We start from the raw sequence: 16,694 nt of genomic DNA on the forward strand, positions 1-16,694 counted from the left end.
CGCTCCGGCCGCACCATTTCATCGTAGCGGGGCCGTGGGAACGCCGGGAAGAGCTTGCCCCGGTGGATATATATCCGTGCTGCCCCAGTTGTTTTCAGCTGGGGTTCTGGGTGGGTCAGGCCACCCGGTCGATGATCAGCCGCCGGGCCGGCCGGCTCCCCTCCGGGGCAATAACGACGGCGCCGCGCAGCGCATCCTTGGCGCGGTCGAACCTTTCGGGGGTATCGGTCAGCAGCGTCATCAGCGGTTCGCCTGCGCGGACCACCGCCCCGGGCTTGGCGTGCATCCGCACGCCGGCCCCGGCCTGCACGGCGTCTTCCTTGCGCGCGCGTCCGGCACCGAGCCGCCAGGCGGCGACGCCGACCGCCAGGGCGTCCAGCTGCATCAGCACGCCGTCGGCCTCGGCGTAGACGACCTCCGACTCCCTGGCCACCGGCAGCTTGGCGTCGGGGTCCCCGCCCTGGGCGCGGATCATGGATTTCCAGACGTCCATGGCGCGGCCGTCCCGCAGCGCGGCAGCAGGGTCGGCATCCGTCACGCCGGCGGCGTGCAGCATCTCCTCGGCCAGCCTCACGGTCAGCTCCACGACGTCCTCGGGGCCGCCGCCCGCCAGCACCTCCACGGATTCCTCGACCTCGATGGCGTTGCCGGCGGTCAGCCCGAGCGGCGTGCTCATATCGGTCAGCAGTGCGACGGTGTTAACGCCCGCGTCCTGGCCCAGGGCGACCATGGTTTCGGCCAGTTCCCGGGCGTTGCGCTCGTCCTTCATGAAGGCCCCGCTGCCGACCTTCACGTCGAGCACCAGCGAGCCGGTGCCTTCGGCAATCTTCTTGCTCATGATCGAGGAGGCGATCAACGGGATCGCCTCGACCGTGCCGGTCACGTCGCGCAGCGCGTAGAGCTTCTTGTCCGCGGGAGCCAGACCGGCCCCGGCCGCACAGATCACGGCGCCGATGCCGGCCAGTTGGCTCATCATCTCGTCATTGCTGAGCAGGGCCCGCCAGCCCGGAATCGACTCGAGCTTGTCCAGGGTGCCGCCGGTGTGGCCGAGGCCGCGGCCGGACAACTGGGGCACCGCCACGCCGAAGACTGCCACCAGCGGGGCCAGCGGGAGGGTGATCTTGTCCCCCACGCCGCCGGTGGAATGCTTGTCCGCGGTCGGCTTGCCGAGCGAGGAGAAGTCCATCCGCTCGCCGGAGGCGATCATCGCCGTCGTCCAGTGCGCGATCTCCTCCCGGTCCATGCCGTTGAGCAGGATCGCCATGTTCAGCGCGGACATCTGCTCGTCGGCAATGGTCCCGCGGGTGTAGGCGTCGATGGTCCAGGCGATCTGCTCCGGGCTGAGCGTTCCCTTGTCCCGCTTGGTCCGGATGATGTCGACGGCGTCGAATGTTTCGGTCATGTCCTGCTCCTTAGGTGATGCGTTCCGGCCGTCAGGCCAGGTGCTGCGGTCCGAAGGCGTCGGGCAGCACCTGGTCCATGGTCCTGACGCCGGCCGGCGTCATCAGCAGCATGCCGGGCGCGCGGAACTCGTACAGCAGCTGACGGCACCGGCCGCACGGCATCAGGGCGTTGCCCTCCCCGTCCACGCAGCTGAAGGCGGCCAGTTTCCCGCCGCCCGTCATGTTCAACTGGCTCACCAGCGAACATTCCGCGCACAGGGTCAAGCCGTAGGAGGCGTTCTCCACGTTGCAGCCGGAGACGATCCGGCCGTCGTCGGTCAGCGCGGCGGCACCGACCGGGAAGCCCGAATACGGCACGTAGGCCAGCCGCATGGCGGCTTCCGCGGCCTGCTGGAGGGCGTGCCAGTCCACCTGGGCCGTCGTTGGTGCTTCCACGGTCATCCCTTGATGTATGGCACGCCGCTGGCGGCCGGGGGTCGGGCGCGGCCCACCAGGCCGGCGACGGCGAAAATGGTCACCACGTAAGGCAGCATGGCCAGGAACTGGTTCGGCACCGTGGAGCCCAGGGCGCTGAGCACGTACTGGAGGTTGGTCGCGAAGCCAAACAGCAGCGCCGCGAAGAACGCGTACAGCGGGTTCCAGCGGCCGAAGATCAGCGCCGCCAGGGCGATGTAGCCCTGCCCGGCGGTCATGTCGCGGCCGAAGCTGGAAACAAGGACCAGGGTGAAGAAGGCGCCGCCGAAACCGGCGACGACGCCGGCCAGCAGCACGTTCATGAACCGCATCCGGTTGACCTTTACGCCCAGGGTGTCCGCCGCCTTCGGGTGCTCCCCGACGGCACGGGTGCGCAGGCCCCACTTGGTGTGGAACAGGCCGAAGTAAATCACGGCCACCGCGACGTACATCAGGTAGCCGACCACCGACTGTTCGAACAGGATGGGGCCGATGATCGGGATGTCGGACAGCACCGGAATGCTGATGATCGGCAGCCGCGGCGGAGAGTTCCAGGTGGCCGAGTCGGCCGAGAGGACGGTGGAGAACAGGAAACCGGTCAGGCCGGAAACCAGCACGTTGAGCACCACGCCGACGATCACCTGGTTGACGATGTACTTGATGCTGAACACCGCCAGTACCGCCGAGACGAGCACGCCGCCGACGGCCGCTGCGGCCAGGCCGATGAACGCGTTGCCGGAGAGCGATCCGGCGACCGAGGCGGAGAAGGCACCGAACAGCAGCTGTCCTTCGATGGCGATGTTGACGACGCCGGAGCGCTCGCACAGCACGCCGGAGAGGGAGCCGAAAATCAGCGGCACGGCCAGCGTGACCGAACCGGCCAGCAGCCCGTAGAGGGCCACGTTGGGGGTCCGGGCGCTGCCGACCACCCAGGTGAGGAATCCGACCACGAACAGCACGGCAAAGACGGCCACGAGCCAGCCGGGGACCTTTCGTCCGGACCGGACCAGCATGAACGACCAGACGGCGGCGGCGAGCATCAGGACGGCCGTGACCCAGCCGGTGACGACGGCCGAGAGCACCACCGACGGCAGCACCACCGGGTCGTTGGGGTCCGACAGCCGGAAGGTCACCGAGTTGTCCGGTGCCCCGACCGCGAAAACCAGGACGGCCGCGAAGGCCAGGACGGCCAGGATGACCGGCGTCTTCCAGTTCCGCACGGTGTCCGCGGCGGCTGGGCTTTGCTGCGGGGCGGTGGCGGTAACCGTGCTCATGCTGCACCTCCGGTGCTTGCGGTCTTACGGGGTTTTGCCGTCAGCTTGCCCGGCTCGGGGAGCCGGAAGATCGCGCGCACGAGCGGCGGCGCCGCGATGAACAGCACGATCATGGACTGGACCACCAGCACGATGTCGATGCCGGTGCCGGTGTTGGTCTGCATGGTCACCCCGCCGGCGCGGAAGGCGCCGAACAGCAGGCCGGCCGCAAAGGTGCCCCACGGCGTCGAACGTCCCAGCAGTGCAACGGTGATGGCGTCGAACCCGAAACTGGCAGCGACGCCCGCGGTCAGAACGCGTTCGGTGCCGGCCACCTGCGCGACGCCGGCCAGGCCGGCGAGGGCGCCCGCCAGCACCATCACCACGACGTAGCCCTTGGTGACGCTGATGCCGGCGGTGCGGGCGGCGTGCGGGTTGGAGCCGACCGCGCGCAGCTCGAAGCCGATGGTGGAGCGGTTGAGCAGCCACCAGCAGAATACGGTGGCCAGGATGGCTACCACGAAGCCCCAGTGCAGCCGGAAGGTGTCGCCGAAGAGCGGCGGATACATGGCCGTGGCATCCAGTTGCGGGCTGATCGGGTTGGTGGAGCCCGGTCGCTGGAACGCCGGCATGGTCAGCAGGTACAGCACCAGGTTGATGGCCACGTAGTTGAGCATGATCGACAGGATCACTTCGTGGGCACCGGTCTTGGCCTTCAGCAGGCCGACGAGGCCGCCCCACAGTGCGCCGCCGATGATGCCGGCGATGATGACCAGGAGCAGGTGCAGGCCCACCGGAAGGTGCCAGCTGAAACCGACCCAGGCGGCCAGGGTGGCGCCGATGATGATCTGGCCCTGCGCGCCGATGTTGAACAGTCCCGCGCGGAACGCCAGCGCCACGCCCAGGCCGGCGCAGATGAGCGGCGTGGCCACGGTCAGCGTCTGGGTCAACGGGTAGATCATCCGGGCGAACGTGGCGCCCTCAAAGTTGAAGATCGAGCCCTGGAACAGGGCGGCGTAGGCGTTGGCGGCGGCCGTCCAGCCGGCAGCCAGCATGTCCTGCGGCCGGGCGAAGAAGTAGCTGGAGGTCCGGGCCACTTCCTCGTTCGTCAACGCGATCAGGATGCCGCCGGCGATCAGGGACAGCACGATGGCGAGGACAGCCACCAGCGCGTTCCCGGAGACGATCCGCTGCATGATGGTCTGATGCGCCCGCAACTCGGGGTGCAGGCTCTCCCCCGTGGGCAACACGGCCGGCGGTGCCTGGGTGCCGTCGCCGAGGGCGGCAGCCGCCTCGAGCCGCTGCTCGTCGCCCTCCGCCGCGGGCGTTCCCGCGTGTTTCGACCGCTTCCCGTGCTTGCCGGACTCGTCCGCGCTCATTCCTCGCCTCCTTCGGCGTCTGTCTGCTGTACTTCGGCGTCCGTCCGGTGTGCCTGTGCTTCCTCGGCGCTCATGCCGGCCATCATCAGGCCCAGCTCGCCGCGCGAGGTGCCGGCGGGGACGATGCCCATCAGCCGGCCCTGGTAGAGCACGGCGATCCGGTCGGCAAGTTCCAGCACCTCGTCCAGTTCGGTGGAGACGATCATCACCGGAGTGCCGACGTCGCGCTCGGCGACGATCCGCTTGTGCAGGAATTCGATGGAGCCTACGTCCACGCCGCGGGTGGGCTGGGAAGCGATAAAGAGCTTCAACGGCCTGGACAGTTCCCGGGCCATGACCACCTTTTGCTGGTTTCCGCCGGAGAGCGTACCGGCCGCCGCCGCCGCGGACTGGGTGCGGACGTCGAACTCCGAGATGTATTGCTCGGCGTTGCGGGCGACCAGGGCCGGCTTCATGGCCAGGCCGCGGGCAAACGGCGGCTGGTCGTAGCGGTTGAGGATGAGGTTTTCGGCCACCGAGAAGGTCCCGACCAGGCCCTCGACGCTGCGGTCCTCCGGCACGAAACCGACGCCGGCCTCGATGATGTCCTTGACCTTGCGCCCCACCAGTTCGCGGCCTTCGAGCCTGATGGAGCCGGACACGTGGTCCTGCAGCCCCAGGATCGCCTCGGTCAGTTCGGTCTGCCCGTTGCCTTGGACGCCGGCCACCGCGAGGATTTCGCCGCGCGCTATGCCGAAACTGATGCCGTCCACCACGCGCTGGCCCGTGGCCGAACGCACGGTGAGGTTGTTGACGGTGAACGTTTCTTCGCCCGGCCGGGCCGGTTCCTTGTTGAGGGTCAGGCTGACGGCGCGGCCCACCATCATTTCCGCCAACTCGGTCGTGGAGGCCGAGGGCGGCGCGTCGCCGATGACCTTGCCACGGCGAATGACCGTGATGATGTCCGAAACCGCCTTGACTTCACGCAGCTTGTGGGAGATGAAGACGATGGCCTTGCCGTCGGCCTTGAGCTGGCCCATGATGCCCAGCAGCTCATCCGTTTCCTTGGGTGTCAGGACGGCGGTCGGCTCGTCCAGGATCAGCACTTCGGCGTCCCGGACCAGGGCCTTGATGATCTCGACCCGCTGCTGCACCCCGACCGGCAGGTCCTCGACCACCGCGTCGGGGTCCACCTCGAAACCGTATTGGTCGGAGATCTCCCTGATCCGGGCCCGGGTCTCCTCCAGATTGAGTTGGCCGCCGGCCTTGGTCGCCTCATTGCCGAGCGCCACGTTCTCGGCCACGGTGAACACCGGGACCAGCATGAAGTGCTGGTGCACCATGCCGATGCCGGCCGCCATGGCGTCCCCGGGGCCGTCGAAGGTAACGGGCTTGTCGTCGACCAGGATCTGGCCTTCGCTGGGCTCGTAAAGCCCGTAGAGGACGTTCATCAGCGTCGATTTCCCGGCGCCGTTTTCACCCAGCAGGCTGTGCACCTGTCCCGGCTGCACCACCAGGTCAATGTGGTCGTTGGCAACCAGGGAGCCGAATCGCTTGGTGATTCCCTTGAGCTCGAGTTTCAAACCCCAACCCACCTGTTCTTTGTCCGTAGGTACGACGGTCGTCATCCAGCGGCGCGGTGCCGGGCGGTGCTGCTGCCCGGACGCTGTGCCTAGCCTAAACCGGTTCGGCCGCTTACAGCGCGAACCGCCGCCCTCGGCACCGGTATCCGGTACGGAGGGCGGCGGTCCGCGGCGTGCTTACTGCTGCGGGGTGGACTTGGATTCGACCTTGATCTCGCCCGAGATGATCGATTCCTTGATGGTTTCCAGTTCCGACTTGGTCTCATCGGAAACCGCTGCGTCGAGGTCATGGAACGGGGCCAGTGCCACGCCCCCGTTCTCCAGGGTTCCGATGTACGGGGTGCTGTCGAAGTTGCCCTCGGCGTCGGTCCGAATAACGTCCTCTACCGAGGCGCCCATCTCCTTGACAACCGAAGTAAGGATGAACTCCTCAGCCTTGCCGGCACTTTCGTAGCCGTCCGAATCGACCCATACGACCTTGGCATCCTTGCCGTCGGCGTTGGCTTCGAGCACGGCGTCCAGCGTGCCCAGGCCGACCGGGCCGGCCACCGGCATGATGATGTCGGCGCCCTCGTTGATGAAGTTCAGGGTGTTGGTCTTGCCCTTGCCCTGATCCTCGAAGTTGCCGACGAAAGTGCCGTTCTGGGCTTCCTTGTTCCAGCCGAGCAGTTCGACGTTGGCGTCCTTCTGCTCGTTGTAGTAGTCCACGCCGTCTGCGAAGCCGTCCATGAAGATGGTGACGGTGGGGATGTTCATGCCGCCGTAGGTGGCCACCTTGCCGGTCTCGCTGGTTGCGGCCGCCACGTAGCCGGCCAGGAACGCCGCCTGCCCCGTGTCATAGATGATCGGCTTGACGTTGTCGCCGAACTCCGGGTCGTTGTAGTCGACGATCGCGAAGTTGGTCTCGGGGTTGGCCGCCGCCGCCTCCTTGGTCACGTCGCCCAGCAGGAAGCCGACCGTCAGGACCATGTCGCAGTTGGCCTGCACCATGGCATCCACGTTGGGACCGAAATCGGTTTCGGCCTGGGACTCGGCCTCGCGGATCTTGATGCCCAGCTCTTCCTCGGCCATTTTCAGGCCTTCGTAGCTCGACTGGTTGAACGAGCGGTCGTCGAATCCACCGGAGTCGGAGACGATGCAGCCGAGATAGTCGGTGCCTTCCGCTGCCGGGCTGCCGCTGGCGCCGCCCTCTTGGGCCGGCGGTGCGCCGCAAGCGGTCAGAACCAGTGCGGACGCGCCCAGCACCGCGGCGGAGAGGCCGGTGCCGCGCTTAATCTTGCGCAGTGAAGTCTTCAATGTTCCTCCATAAAAGAATGTCTGCCCCGCCACAGTTCAATGGTCGCTTCACAAGAAGTGCGGCGTTTGACTTGTACTCCGCGTGGCACAGCACCTGTCCTGCAGGTGCACAGTTGATGACCCTACAGTAGTTCCCACGCGCCCCACCGGCGAAGCAATCGCTACCGGCGCGCGCAGATTGTTCAAAAGTTGTTACTTTTGGGTAGCACCGGCTGCCGTGTCCCGGTGACGCCGGGCGGCCAGCACGGCGGCCTTGGCCATGACGCGCACGCCCACGCCGATGGCGTGCTCGTCGGGAACGTAGTCGCCGCGGTGCAGGTCGAAGGTTTCGCCGCCCGGGCTCCGGGTGCCCAGCCGCATCATGGCGCCGGGCACTTCCTGGGTCATCCAGGCGAAGTCCTCCCCGCCCATCGACTGCGGCGTGAGGGTCACCGCGTCCTCCCCCAGCTCACTCCGGGCCGCCGCTTCGAGCAGCGTGGTTTCCCGCTCGGTGTTGATCACGGGAGGCACGCCGCGGATGTGTTCGAGCTTGACGTCCACGCCGAACGGTGCGGCCACCTGGTTGACCACCTCGTCCACCAGCTCACCGGCGGCCTGCCAGGCTTCCCCGTCCAGGCAGCGCATGGTGCCGGCCATGTAGCCGACTGCCGGGATCGCGTTGGGGGCGGCGCCCGCCTGGATTTGCCCCCACACGAGCGAGACGGCGCTGCGGACATCGATCCGCCGGTTGATGACGGCCGGGACGCTGACGGCGATCTCGGCCAGCGCGAACACCAGGTCCTCCGTCAGGTGCGGGCGGGACGTGTGGCCGCCGCGCCCGCGCAGTTCAATCCGTATGGTGTCCGAGGCGGAGGTGATGGCTCCGATCCGCGTGCCGACCAGGCCGACGTCGATGCGCGGGTCGCAGTGCAGTGCCAGGATCCGCGGCAGCCCTTCCAGCACGCCCTGCTCGATGACGGCCAACGCGCCGCCGGGCATGGTCTCCTCGGCCGGCTGGAAGATGACCCGCACGCGGGCGGACAGTTCGCCTTCCAGATCCAGTTTGCGCAGGACCAGCGCGACGCCGAGCATCACCGTGGTGTGGATGTCGTGTCCGCAGGCATGGCTGATGCCGGTGTTAACCGAGGCGTAGTCGAGGCCGGTTTCTTCCATGATCGGCAGGGCGTCGATGTCCGCGCGCAGCCCGATGGCCAGCGGGCCCTCCCCGATGTCGACGAACAGCCCGGTGCCGTCCAGCAGTTGCGGCTCGAGTCCTGCGGCCGTCAGCCGCTCGGCCAGCTTCCGGGTGGTGAGGAATTCCTTGTGCGACAGCTCGGGATGCTGGTGCAGGTCCCGCCGGAACCGCCGGAGTTCATCCAGCAGTGGCGATGCCCAGACGCCGATATTGAGATTGGCCAGCGGAGTTTCTGAAATCTTCTGCACACCTGCACTCTATCGATTTGAGCGACGTTCCGAGGACGGTCGCCGGCCTTGCACACGATCAGGCTTTCGCCGCCGGTCCCGGGTGCCTTGCGGCTTTAGAGGACGTCGGTGTCGCCGCTGGCCCTGAGGTGTTCGACGGCGGACTTCACCTTCTGCGCGTGTTCCTTAGTGGTCACCAGCAGCGCGTCCGGGGTGTCGACCACGACGACGTCGTCGATGCCGATCAGCGCGATCACGCGTTTGGTGTCGGAGACCACGACGCCGGTGGCCGACTCCGCGAAGACTCTCGCCCCTTCGCCGAGGACCGTGAGCCCGGAGGTTTCGCTGGCGGTATTCAGCCGCCCGATCGCAGCGAAGTCGCCCACATCGTCCCAGGAGAAGGAACCGGGAATCATCGCCACGTCCCCGGCAGCCGCCGCGGGTTCGGCCACCGCGTAGTCGATGGCCGTCTTGGGCAGGTCCGGCCAGATCCTGCGCATCACCGCGCCGCGGGCCGGGGTGTCCCAGGCCTCGGCGATCTCGGTCAGGCCGGCAAAGAGTTCGGGTTCGTTGGTTTCCAGATGCTTCAGCAGCAGGTCAACCGGTGCCACGAACATGCCGGCGTTCCAGGAATATTCCCCCGTCGCCAGGTAGCCGCGGGCCACCTGCTCGTCAGGTTTCTCCACGAACTCGGCCACCGCCTGCGCGGAGGGCGCCCCGGGGACCTGCAGCGCCCCGGCGGAACGGATGTACCCGAAGCCGGTAGCCGGATGCGTCGGGGTGATCCCGATCGTGACGATGTAGCCCTCGGCGGCGGTGTGCACCGCCTCGCGAACCGCCTGCTGGAACTCCTCCACCGGGGTGATCACCTGGTCCGCGGCGAAGGAGCCCATGATGATCCGCGGGTCCCGCCGGTACAGGATCGCCGCGGCGAGACCGATCGCCGCCGCCGAGTCCTTCGGTTCCGGCTCCAGCACCAGGTTCGCATCCTGAAGCTCGGGCAGCTGCGTACAGACGGCATGCCGGTGCACCTTGCCGGTCACCACCAGGGTCCGCCCCTGGCACAGCGGCTCGAGACGGGAATAGGTGGCGCGGATCAGCGTGGACCCGGAACCGGTCAGGTCGTGCAGGAACTTCGGCGCCGCCGCGCGGGACAGCGGCCACAACCGCGTCCCGGTCCCGCCGGCCGGTATAACGGCATGAAAACGGTCCAGCACGGCGTCGTCGTCGGCCGCACCCCGGCCTGCTGCTTGAGTGTTCACGCTCTCCACGGTAATCCAGCCTCGTGGGTACCGCCTTCATCCTGGAGGCCGATTTCTCCCATCGGGGTGGTTTGCCGGTGCCGTGTCGGCGCCAACCGGCGCCGAGTCAAAATCCAGGTCCTGCGGGGGCGCGGACCGGCCTCAACCGCCCCGTGGAAGCCGGTACAACACGGGCGGTTAAGCCCCTGCTGTTAAAAAGGTCACACCCTGCCGTACCTAAATTGAATAAGCCCTCAGCGAAGCCTAGATTAGTCTTGAGCTATAGAGCGCTCTCGCACCGGCGTCAACTCTTGCGTGGAAGCCACGCTGCGCCTCTGCGATGCAGGGAGGGTAATTCAGTGTCGAAGACACCAGCAGGGACCTTATACCGCGGCCGTGAAGGCATGTGGTCTTGGGTAGGACACCGCATCACGGGCGTCGCAATCTTTTTCTTTCTCTTGGTTCACGTGCTCGATACCGCGCTGGTCCGGGTATCCCCGGGCGCCTACGACGCCGTCATGGCCACGTACAAGAACCCGATCATGGCCATTCTGGAAGCCGGCCTGGTAGCGGCCATCGTCTACCACGCCTTTAACGGGCTTCGCGTCATCCTCATCGACTTCTGGAAGAAGGGGCCCAAGTACCAGGCCAAGCTTCTGTGGGGGGTTGTCGGCCTCTGGGTCGTCGTCATGGTTCCGTTCCTCATCCGCCACCTCACGCTCGCTTTCACCGGGGGTCACTAACTCATGTCGGTCAACTCTGAAATCCAGGCTCCCCGCAGCGCCCGCATTGCTCCCGAGTACATGCGCAACAAGGGGCGCAAGGGCAACTTCGAACTGTACGCATGGCTGTTCATGCGGCTCTCCGGCCTCATCCTGGTGGTGCTGGTCTTTGGGCACCTGTTCGTCAACCTGATGGTGGGCGAAGGCGTCCACGCCATCAACTTCGGCTTTGTGGCCGGCAAGTGGGCCGACCCGTTCTGGCAGATCTGGGACCTGGCCATGCTGTGGCTGGCCATGCTGCACGGCACCAACGGCGTGCGGACCATCATCGAGGACTATGCGGAAAAGGACATCACCCGCTTCTGGTTCAAGATGGTCCTCTACGTAGCCTCTGCCGTCATCATCGTGCTCGGCACCCTGGTGATCTTCACCTTCGATCCGTGCCCGGCGAACGCCACCGCCGATCTGCTGCCGTCGTTCTGCCCGGCACCCTAACCGTCCCCGCGACAGACCGCGGCGCCGTTGCCCGTCGTGACCCCCACACGGCGAAGAAAACCCAGTTTCAACAGAAAGAGCATCCAGTATGCAGGTCCATAAGTACGACGTCGTCATTGTCGGTGCCGGTGGCGCCGGTATGCGCGCCGCGATCGAATCAGGCCAGCGCGCGCACACCGCAGTACTGACCAAGCTGTACCCCACCCGTTCCCACACCGGCGCGGCCCAGGGCGGCATGTGCGCCGCACTGGCGAACGTCGAAGAGGACAACTGGGAATGGCACACCTTTGACACGATCAAGGGCGGCGATTACCTGGTTGACCAGGATGCCGCCGAAGTGATGGCCAAGGAAGCCATCGACGCGGTGCTGGACCTGGAAAAGATGGGCCTGCCGTTCAACCGGACGCCCGAGGGCAAGATCGACCAGCGCCGCTTCGGCGGACACACCCGCGACCACGGCAAGGCCCCGGTGCGCCGCGCCTGCTACGCCGCCGACCGCACCGGACACATGATCCTGCAGACCCTCTACCAAAACTGCGTCAAGCACAACGTTGAGTTCTACAACGAGTACTACGTGCTGGACCTGCTGTTGGTCGAGGAAGACGCCACCCGCGCAGACGGCACCCCCTACAAGCAGAAGCGCGTCGCCGGCGTCGTCAGCTATGACCTGGCCTCCGGCGAGCTTCACGTCTTCCAGGCCAAGTCCGTCATCTTCGCTTCGGGCGGGGTGGGCAAGGTCTTCAAGACCACCTCCAACGCGCACACCCTCACCGGCGACGGCATGGGCATCGCGTTCCGCCGCGGCCTCCCGCTGGAGGACATGGAGTTCGTCCAGTTCCACCCGACCGGCCTGGCCGGCCTGGGCATCCTGCTCTCCGAGGCCGCCCGCGGCGAAGGCGGCATCCTTCGCAACGCCGACGGTGAGCGCTTCATGGAGCGCTACGCCCCCACCATCAAGGACCTGGCGCCGCGCGACATCGTGGCCCGCTCCATGGCCCTCGAAGTCCGGGAAGGCCGCGGCTGCGGCCCGAACAAGGACTACGTGCTGCTGGACCTGACCCACCTGGAGCCGGCGCACATTGACGCGAAGCTGCCGGACATCACGGAGTTCGCGCGCACCTACCTCGGCGTCGAGCCCTACACCGAGCCGGTGCCGGTGTTCCCCACCGCCCACTACGCCATGGGTGGCATTCCCACCAACATCAAGGCCGAGGTGCTGCAGGACAACGACACCGTTGTGCCGGGCCTGTACGCCGCCGGCGAGGTGGCCTGCGTCTCCGTCCACGGCTCGAACCGGCTGGGAACCAACTCCCTGCTGGACATCAACGTCTTCGGCAAGCGCTCCGGCATCAACGCCGCCGAGTACGCCAAGACCGCTGACTTCGTCGAGCTGCCGGAGAACCCGGAGCTGTACACGATGGAGCTGCTCGAGACGGTGCGCGGCGGCACCGGTACCGAGCGGGTCGCCCAGATCCGCAAGGAACTGCAGGACATCATGGACGCCAACGTGCAGGTGTTCCGCGACGAGAAGTCCCTGACCGAGGCGCTTAACGTGATCGCTTCGCTGCGCGAGCGCTACAAGAACATCAGCGTCCAGGACAAGGGCAAGCGCTTCAACCTGGACCTGCTGGAGGCCGTGGAACTCGGCTTCCTGCTGGACATGGCCCAGGTGATGACCGTAGCGGCGCTGCACCGCACGGAGTCCCGCGGCGGACACTTCCGCGAGGACTACCCGGACCGCGACGACGAGAACTTCATGAAGCACTCCATGTGCTACCTGGACGTCGACGCCGTGACCGATCAGACGGCCGGCATCCGCATGGATACCAAACCCGTGGTATTCACGCGCTACGAACCGATGGTGAGGAAATACTGATGAGCACCGCGACCGAAATTCCCGAAGGACCGTCCAAGGTCGAGCTGGCTCCCGGGGTCGGCGGCGGCGGCGAAATCCCCAGCTTTGACATTACGCTGAAGGTCCGCCGCTACGACCCGGAGGTTTCCGAGGAAGCCCGCTGGGACGAGTTCAAGCTCACCATGTACGGCACCGACCGCGTGCTGGATGCCCTGCACAAGGTCAAGTGGGAGCACGACGGTTCCGTATCCTTCCGCCGGTCCTGCGCCCACGGCGTCTGCGGCTCCGATGCGATGCGCATCAACGGCCGCAACCGCCTGGCCTGCAAGACGCTGCTGAAGGACCTGGACACGGCCAAGCCCATCACAGTGGAGCCGATCAAGGGCCTGCCGGTGGAGAAGGACCTGATCGTGGACATGGAGCCGTTCTTCCAGTCCTACCGCGAGATCATGCCGTTCCTGATCAACAACGGCCACGCGCCCACCCGCGAGCGGCTGCAGTCGCAGGAGGACCGCGAGCGGTTCGACGACACCACCAAGTGCATCCTCTGCGCCGCCTGCACCTCCTCCTGCCCGGTGTTCTGGACCGACGGCCAGTACTTCGGGCCGGCGGCGATCGTGAACGCGCACCGCTTCATCTTCGATTCCCGCGACGATGCCGGCGACATGCGTCTGGAGGTCCTCAACGACAAGGAAGGCGTGTGGCGTTGCCGCACCACCTTCAACTGCAGCGAGGCCTGCCCCCGCGGCATCCAGGTGACCAAGGCGATCACCGAGGTGCGCCAGGCCATCCTGCACCGCTCCGTCTAGCCCATCGCGGCGGTCCCCTTCGGGACTGCGCGGTCCTGGTGGCGCCGATTCCTTCCGGGAGTCGGCGCCACCGGTGTTTAAGGTTCCGGCAGGGGCCTCCGCCGGCGCAGGCTCCACGCCCGCTGCCGCAGCGACCGGCCTCCCCCGGCCGCCTGCCGGGCCAGCGCGTCCGCCGTGCCGACCGCTCCCCAGGCGGTGGCGATCAGGTAGACCTGGCTCAGCAGGTAGAACCACACGAACAGACCCAGGATGACGGCGTAAGAAGCCAGCAACGGGTTGCTGCCCGCGTTGCCCAGGAGCGTCGAGGAGAAGTACCTGAGGACCGTACTGCCGACGCCGGCTAGCAAGGCGGACTGAAGCATCACTGGGCGTGGCATCCGGATCCCTGACGCCACGCGGAAAAGGACCACGGCAACCGCCGTATCCAGCAACAGCATGACCACGATGCCGGCAATCCGGGTCAGCGGAACCACGGCATCGCCTTCGATACGGAGCAATTCCACGATCAGGTCCAGCGCGGTATTGGCTATGGCCGCGACGAGCGACGTCACGATCAAGGCCACGCCCACGATCAGCAGCGTGCCGGTGTCCTTGAGCTTGACCAGGACGACGTTCGTATCCAGCGGGGGCAGGTCAAAGATGCCCCGCATCCCCGTCCGCAGCCCGGCGATCCAGCCCAACGAGGTCCAGATCATGACTACGGTAGAGATGATCAGGCTGACCCCGAATGCCTCGCTGCGGGAGAAGAGCTCTTGGGGTGTGGCCAGGCCCCCGTCTCCGGTGTCGATGAGTCCCGGGATGAAGTCGTTCACCACCCGGATGATGGCCATCTGCAGGTCGCGGTTGCCGGAAACCACCAGGCCCAGGATGGAGAAACCGGCCACCAGCATCGCGGCCACGGAGAAGAACATCTTGTAGGCACACCCGGCCGCCAGCAGCGACCCGTGCCTCAGGGCGTAGAGATTCATGACCCGCATCAGGCGCCGGGAGTTGAGCGTTGCCAGCCTGTACCTGGCCGCGGCCAGGACGCTTTGCAGGGTGCCTTCTTCGCGCTTGGCGCGGCCTGCTTCCCGCCGCTGCCTTACGGCGGCGAGCAGCAGTTGCTGCCGTTCCAGCGGATCCGGCGTTGCCTCAGCCTGCTCCTGCTGGTCCGGCGCCAAAGGTCAACTCTTCCCGTAGTATCCACACACCAGTCTCGTCGTGCTCGTAGAGCCCCATGCTACTGACCCGGAATGCGGCGTCATAATCAGCGAGCTTGCTTTCGGCCGAGTCCATGCTGGCTTCGCTGACGTCGTGCGCCACCGTCACGTGCGGGTGGAAGCCGAACTCGAGGTCGCGTTCCAGCGGCCCGGACTGGAGTTTTTGGTGCAGCGCGACGCACTCGTCGAAGCCCTCGTCGATGCTCAGGTAGACCACGGGCGAAACCGGGCGGAAACTGCCCGTGCCGCGCAGGGAGAGGGTGAACGGGGACTGCGAACTGGCCACGGCCCGGACGTGCTGGACGGCCTCGTCCCAGTCAAGCACCGGAGTGGTGGTGACCAGGGTGATGTGCGGCGGTATCACCGAGGCCAGCGGGTCTCCGAACGAGGCCCGCCAGCCCTGCAGCTCACTGGCCATCGGCTCCGGGACCCCGATGACCACGCCGACGCAACCGACCGCCGTCCGGGCACCGCGGCCAGCACCGCCGTCGTGTTCCACACGGGCGATGCTGTCCTGGTCCTGCTGGCGCATGGCTAGCGCCCGCCTCCGGCGGGCAGGAAACCTACCTTGGAGTACACATCAGCGAGTGTAGCCGATGCGATTGAACGAGCCCTCTGGGCCCCCCGCGCCAGCAGCCGGTCCAGTTCGGCCGGATCGTCCAGCAGCTCCTGGGCCCGCGCCTGCACCGGGGCGAGCGTTTCGACGACCACCTCGGCCAGATCGACCTTCAGGTGACCGTACATCTTGCCCTGGTACTCCTGCTCAAGCTGCCCGACGGTCTTGCCCGACAGCGTGGAGTAGATGGTGAGCAGATTGGAGATGCCCGGCTTGGCCTCGCGGTCGAAGCGGATTTCCGTACCGTCGTCGGTGACGGCCGACTTGATCTTCTTGGCGGCCTGCTTCGGGTTGTCGAGTATGTTGATCAGGCCGGCGGTCGACTCGGCCGACTTGGACATCTTCGCGGTGGGGTGCTGGAGATCGTAGATCTTCGCCCCCTCCTTGGGGATCACCGCTTCGGGCACCACGAAAGTTTCCCCGAACCGGTGGTTGAACCGCTGGGCGAGGTTCCGCGCCAGTTCCAGGTGCTGGCGCTGGTCCTCGCCGACGGGCACGCCGTAGGGGCGGTACAGCAGGATGTCCGCGGCCATCAGCACCGGGTAGGCGAACAGCCCCACGGTCGCGGCGTCGGTACCGTTCTTCTGCGTCTTGTCCTTGAACTGGGTCATCCGGGAGGCCTCGCCGAAGCCTGTCACGCAGTTCAGGACCCAGGCCAGCTCGGCGTGCTCCGGCACGTGGGACTGAACGAAGAGCGCGGTGCGGTCGACGTCGATGCCGCCGGCGATGTACTGCGCGCAGGTGACCCTGGTGCGGTGGGCGAGATCCTTCGGATCGTAGTCAACGGTGATGGCGTGCAGGTCAGGGATGAAGTAGAAGGTTTCGTACTCGTCCTGCAGCTTGACCCAATTGACGAGTGCGCCCAAGTAGTTGCCCAGGTGCAGGGAGTCGGCGGAGGGCTGCATGCCGGAGAGAAGCCGCGGACGCTCGGCCTGCGGCCGGCCTGCTTGCCCGGCGGCCCGCACGGCGGCGGTTTCTGTCGGTTCTGTGGTTCCTGTGCTCATCGGGAT

At 66.7% G+C, this 16,694-nt stretch carries 15 protein-coding genes; 4 read left to right on the forward strand and 11 right to left on the reverse strand.

Annotated features, from left to right (window positions below):
- Positions 1-115: 115 nt before the first annotated feature.
- The 8 genes from AC5RTY_RS14160 to AC5RTY_RS14195 all read right to left on the reverse strand — a co-directional run bounded on the left by AC5RTY_RS14160 (position 116) and on the right by AC5RTY_RS14195 (position 10,009).
- Entirely contained in the window at positions 116-1,402 is a 1,287-nt protein-coding gene (locus AC5RTY_RS14160; protein WP_494101040.1) for a thymidine phosphorylase, read from the reverse strand.
- A 31-nt stretch (positions 1,403-1,433) separates the two neighbouring features.
- Positions 1,434-1,844: a cytidine deaminase gene (locus tag AC5RTY_RS14165; protein ID WP_494014854.1), complete on the reverse strand. Its 411-nt coding sequence runs from the start codon at positions 1,842-1,844 to the stop codon at positions 1,434-1,436.
- Complete coding sequence (locus AC5RTY_RS14170; RefSeq protein WP_494139727.1) at positions 1,841-3,130, reverse strand: ABC transporter permease; 1,290 nt, start codon at positions 3,128-3,130, stop codon at positions 1,841-1,843. Before AC5RTY_RS14170 ends, AC5RTY_RS14165 begins: the two co-directional genes overlap by 4 nt.
- Positions 3,127-4,488 (reverse strand): ABC transporter permease, encoded by a 1,362-nt coding sequence (locus AC5RTY_RS14175; RefSeq protein WP_494023628.1) that lies wholly within the window; start codon positions 4,486-4,488, stop codon positions 3,127-3,129. Before AC5RTY_RS14175 ends, AC5RTY_RS14170 begins: the two co-directional genes overlap by 4 nt.
- Positions 4,485-6,050 carry an ABC transporter ATP-binding protein gene (locus tag AC5RTY_RS14180; protein ID WP_494001871.1) on the reverse strand — a complete coding sequence of 522 codons (1,566 nt, stop codon included), beginning with the start codon at positions 6,048-6,050 and terminating at the stop codon, positions 4,485-4,487. Before AC5RTY_RS14180 ends, AC5RTY_RS14175 begins: the two co-directional genes overlap by 4 nt.
- 177 nt (positions 6,051-6,227) lie before the next feature.
- Positions 6,228-7,346 (reverse strand): BMP family lipoprotein, encoded by a 1,119-nt coding sequence (locus AC5RTY_RS14185; protein ID WP_494023626.1) that lies wholly within the window; start codon positions 7,344-7,346, stop codon positions 6,228-6,230.
- A gap of 192 nt (positions 7,347-7,538) precedes the next feature.
- Positions 7,539-8,768 (reverse strand): amidohydrolase, encoded by a 1,230-nt coding sequence (locus tag AC5RTY_RS14190; protein ID WP_494014409.1) that lies wholly within the window; start codon positions 8,766-8,768, stop codon positions 7,539-7,541.
- Positions 8,769-8,863: 95 nt separating this feature from the next.
- Positions 8,864-10,009 carry a mannose-1-phosphate guanylyltransferase gene (locus tag AC5RTY_RS14195; protein WP_494139728.1) on the reverse strand — a complete coding sequence of 382 codons (1,146 nt, stop codon included), beginning with the start codon at positions 10,007-10,009 and terminating at the stop codon, positions 8,864-8,866.
- A gap of 338 nt (positions 10,010-10,347) precedes the next feature.
- On the opposite strand from AC5RTY_RS14195, the gene sdhC reads away from it, so the two are divergent.
- From sdhC to AC5RTY_RS14215, 4 genes are all read left to right on the forward strand, one after another.
- Positions 10,348-10,731, forward strand: a complete 384-nt coding sequence (gene sdhC / locus AC5RTY_RS14200) for a succinate dehydrogenase, cytochrome b556 subunit (RefSeq protein WP_493987889.1) — start codon at positions 10,348-10,350, stop codon at positions 10,729-10,731.
- Between the two features lie 3 nt (positions 10,732-10,734).
- Complete coding sequence (locus AC5RTY_RS14205) at positions 10,735-11,205, forward strand: succinate dehydrogenase hydrophobic membrane anchor subunit (protein ID WP_494101042.1); 471 nt, start codon at positions 10,735-10,737, stop codon at positions 11,203-11,205.
- Between the two features lie 88 nt (positions 11,206-11,293).
- Entirely contained in the window at positions 11,294-13,081 is a 1,788-nt protein-coding gene (sdhA, locus tag AC5RTY_RS14210) for a succinate dehydrogenase flavoprotein subunit (protein WP_493978599.1), read from the forward strand.
- Complete coding sequence (locus AC5RTY_RS14215; RefSeq protein ID WP_494001495.1) at positions 13,081-13,869, forward strand: succinate dehydrogenase iron-sulfur subunit; 789 nt, start codon at positions 13,081-13,083, stop codon at positions 13,867-13,869. Before sdhA ends, AC5RTY_RS14215 begins: the two co-directional genes overlap by 1 nt.
- A gap of 77 nt (positions 13,870-13,946) precedes the next feature.
- Here AC5RTY_RS14215 and AC5RTY_RS14220 read toward each other — a convergent pair whose 3' ends face one another.
- The 3 genes from AC5RTY_RS14220 to trpS are packed head-to-tail and all read right to left on the reverse strand — an operon-like array spanning position 13,947 to position 16,688.
- Positions 13,947-15,029 (reverse strand): YihY/virulence factor BrkB family protein, encoded by a 1,083-nt coding sequence (locus AC5RTY_RS14220; protein WP_494001496.1) that lies wholly within the window; start codon positions 15,027-15,029, stop codon positions 13,947-13,949.
- Positions 15,001-15,600: a 2'-5' RNA ligase family protein gene (locus AC5RTY_RS14225; protein WP_494128013.1), complete on the reverse strand. Its 600-nt coding sequence runs from the start codon at positions 15,598-15,600 to the stop codon at positions 15,001-15,003. The genes AC5RTY_RS14220 and AC5RTY_RS14225 overlap by 29 nt, the downstream gene beginning before the upstream one ends.
- A gap of 2 nt (positions 15,601-15,602) precedes the next feature.
- Positions 15,603-16,688, reverse strand: a complete 1,086-nt coding sequence (gene trpS, locus AC5RTY_RS14230) for a tryptophan--tRNA ligase (protein WP_494139729.1) — start codon at positions 16,686-16,688, stop codon at positions 15,603-15,605.
- Between the last annotated feature and the right edge of the window lie 6 nt (positions 16,689-16,694).

It is taken from the genome of Arthrobacter sp. Y3224055, from assembly GCF_059090825.1.

Excerpts from the sequence above, each read along its gene's own strand:
- AC5RTY_RS14205 (WP_494101042.1), top strand. The coding sequence starts at position 10,735 with ATGTCGGTCAACTCTGAAATCCAGGCTCCCCGCAGCGCCCGCATTGCT.
- AC5RTY_RS14175 (WP_494023628.1), bottom strand. The coding sequence starts at position 4,488 with ATGAGCGCGGACGAGTCCGGCAAGCACGGGAAGCGGTCGAAACACGCG.
- AC5RTY_RS14215 (WP_494001495.1), top strand. The coding sequence starts at position 13,081 with ATGAGCACCGCGACCGAAATTCCCGAAGGACCGTCCAAGGTCGAGCTG.
- trpS (WP_494139729.1), bottom strand. The coding sequence starts at position 16,688 with ATGAGCACAGGAACCACAGAACCGACAGAAACCGCCGCCGTGCGGGCC.
- AC5RTY_RS14170 (WP_494139727.1), bottom strand. The coding sequence starts at position 3,130 with ATGAGCACGGTTACCGCCACCGCCCCGCAGCAAAGCCCAGCCGCCGCG.
- sdhA (WP_493978599.1), top strand. The coding sequence starts at position 11,294 with ATGCAGGTCCATAAGTACGACGTCGTCATTGTCGGTGCCGGTGGCGCC.
- AC5RTY_RS14165 (WP_494014854.1), bottom strand. The coding sequence starts at position 1,844 with ATGACCGTGGAAGCACCAACGACGGCCCAGGTGGACTGGCACGCCCTC.
- AC5RTY_RS14160 (WP_494101040.1), bottom strand. The coding sequence starts at position 1,402 with ATGACCGAAACATTCGACGCCGTCGACATCATCCGGACCAAGCGGGAC.
- AC5RTY_RS14225 (WP_494128013.1), bottom strand. The coding sequence starts at position 15,600 with ATGCGCCAGCAGGACCAGGACAGCATCGCCCGTGTGGAACACGACGGC.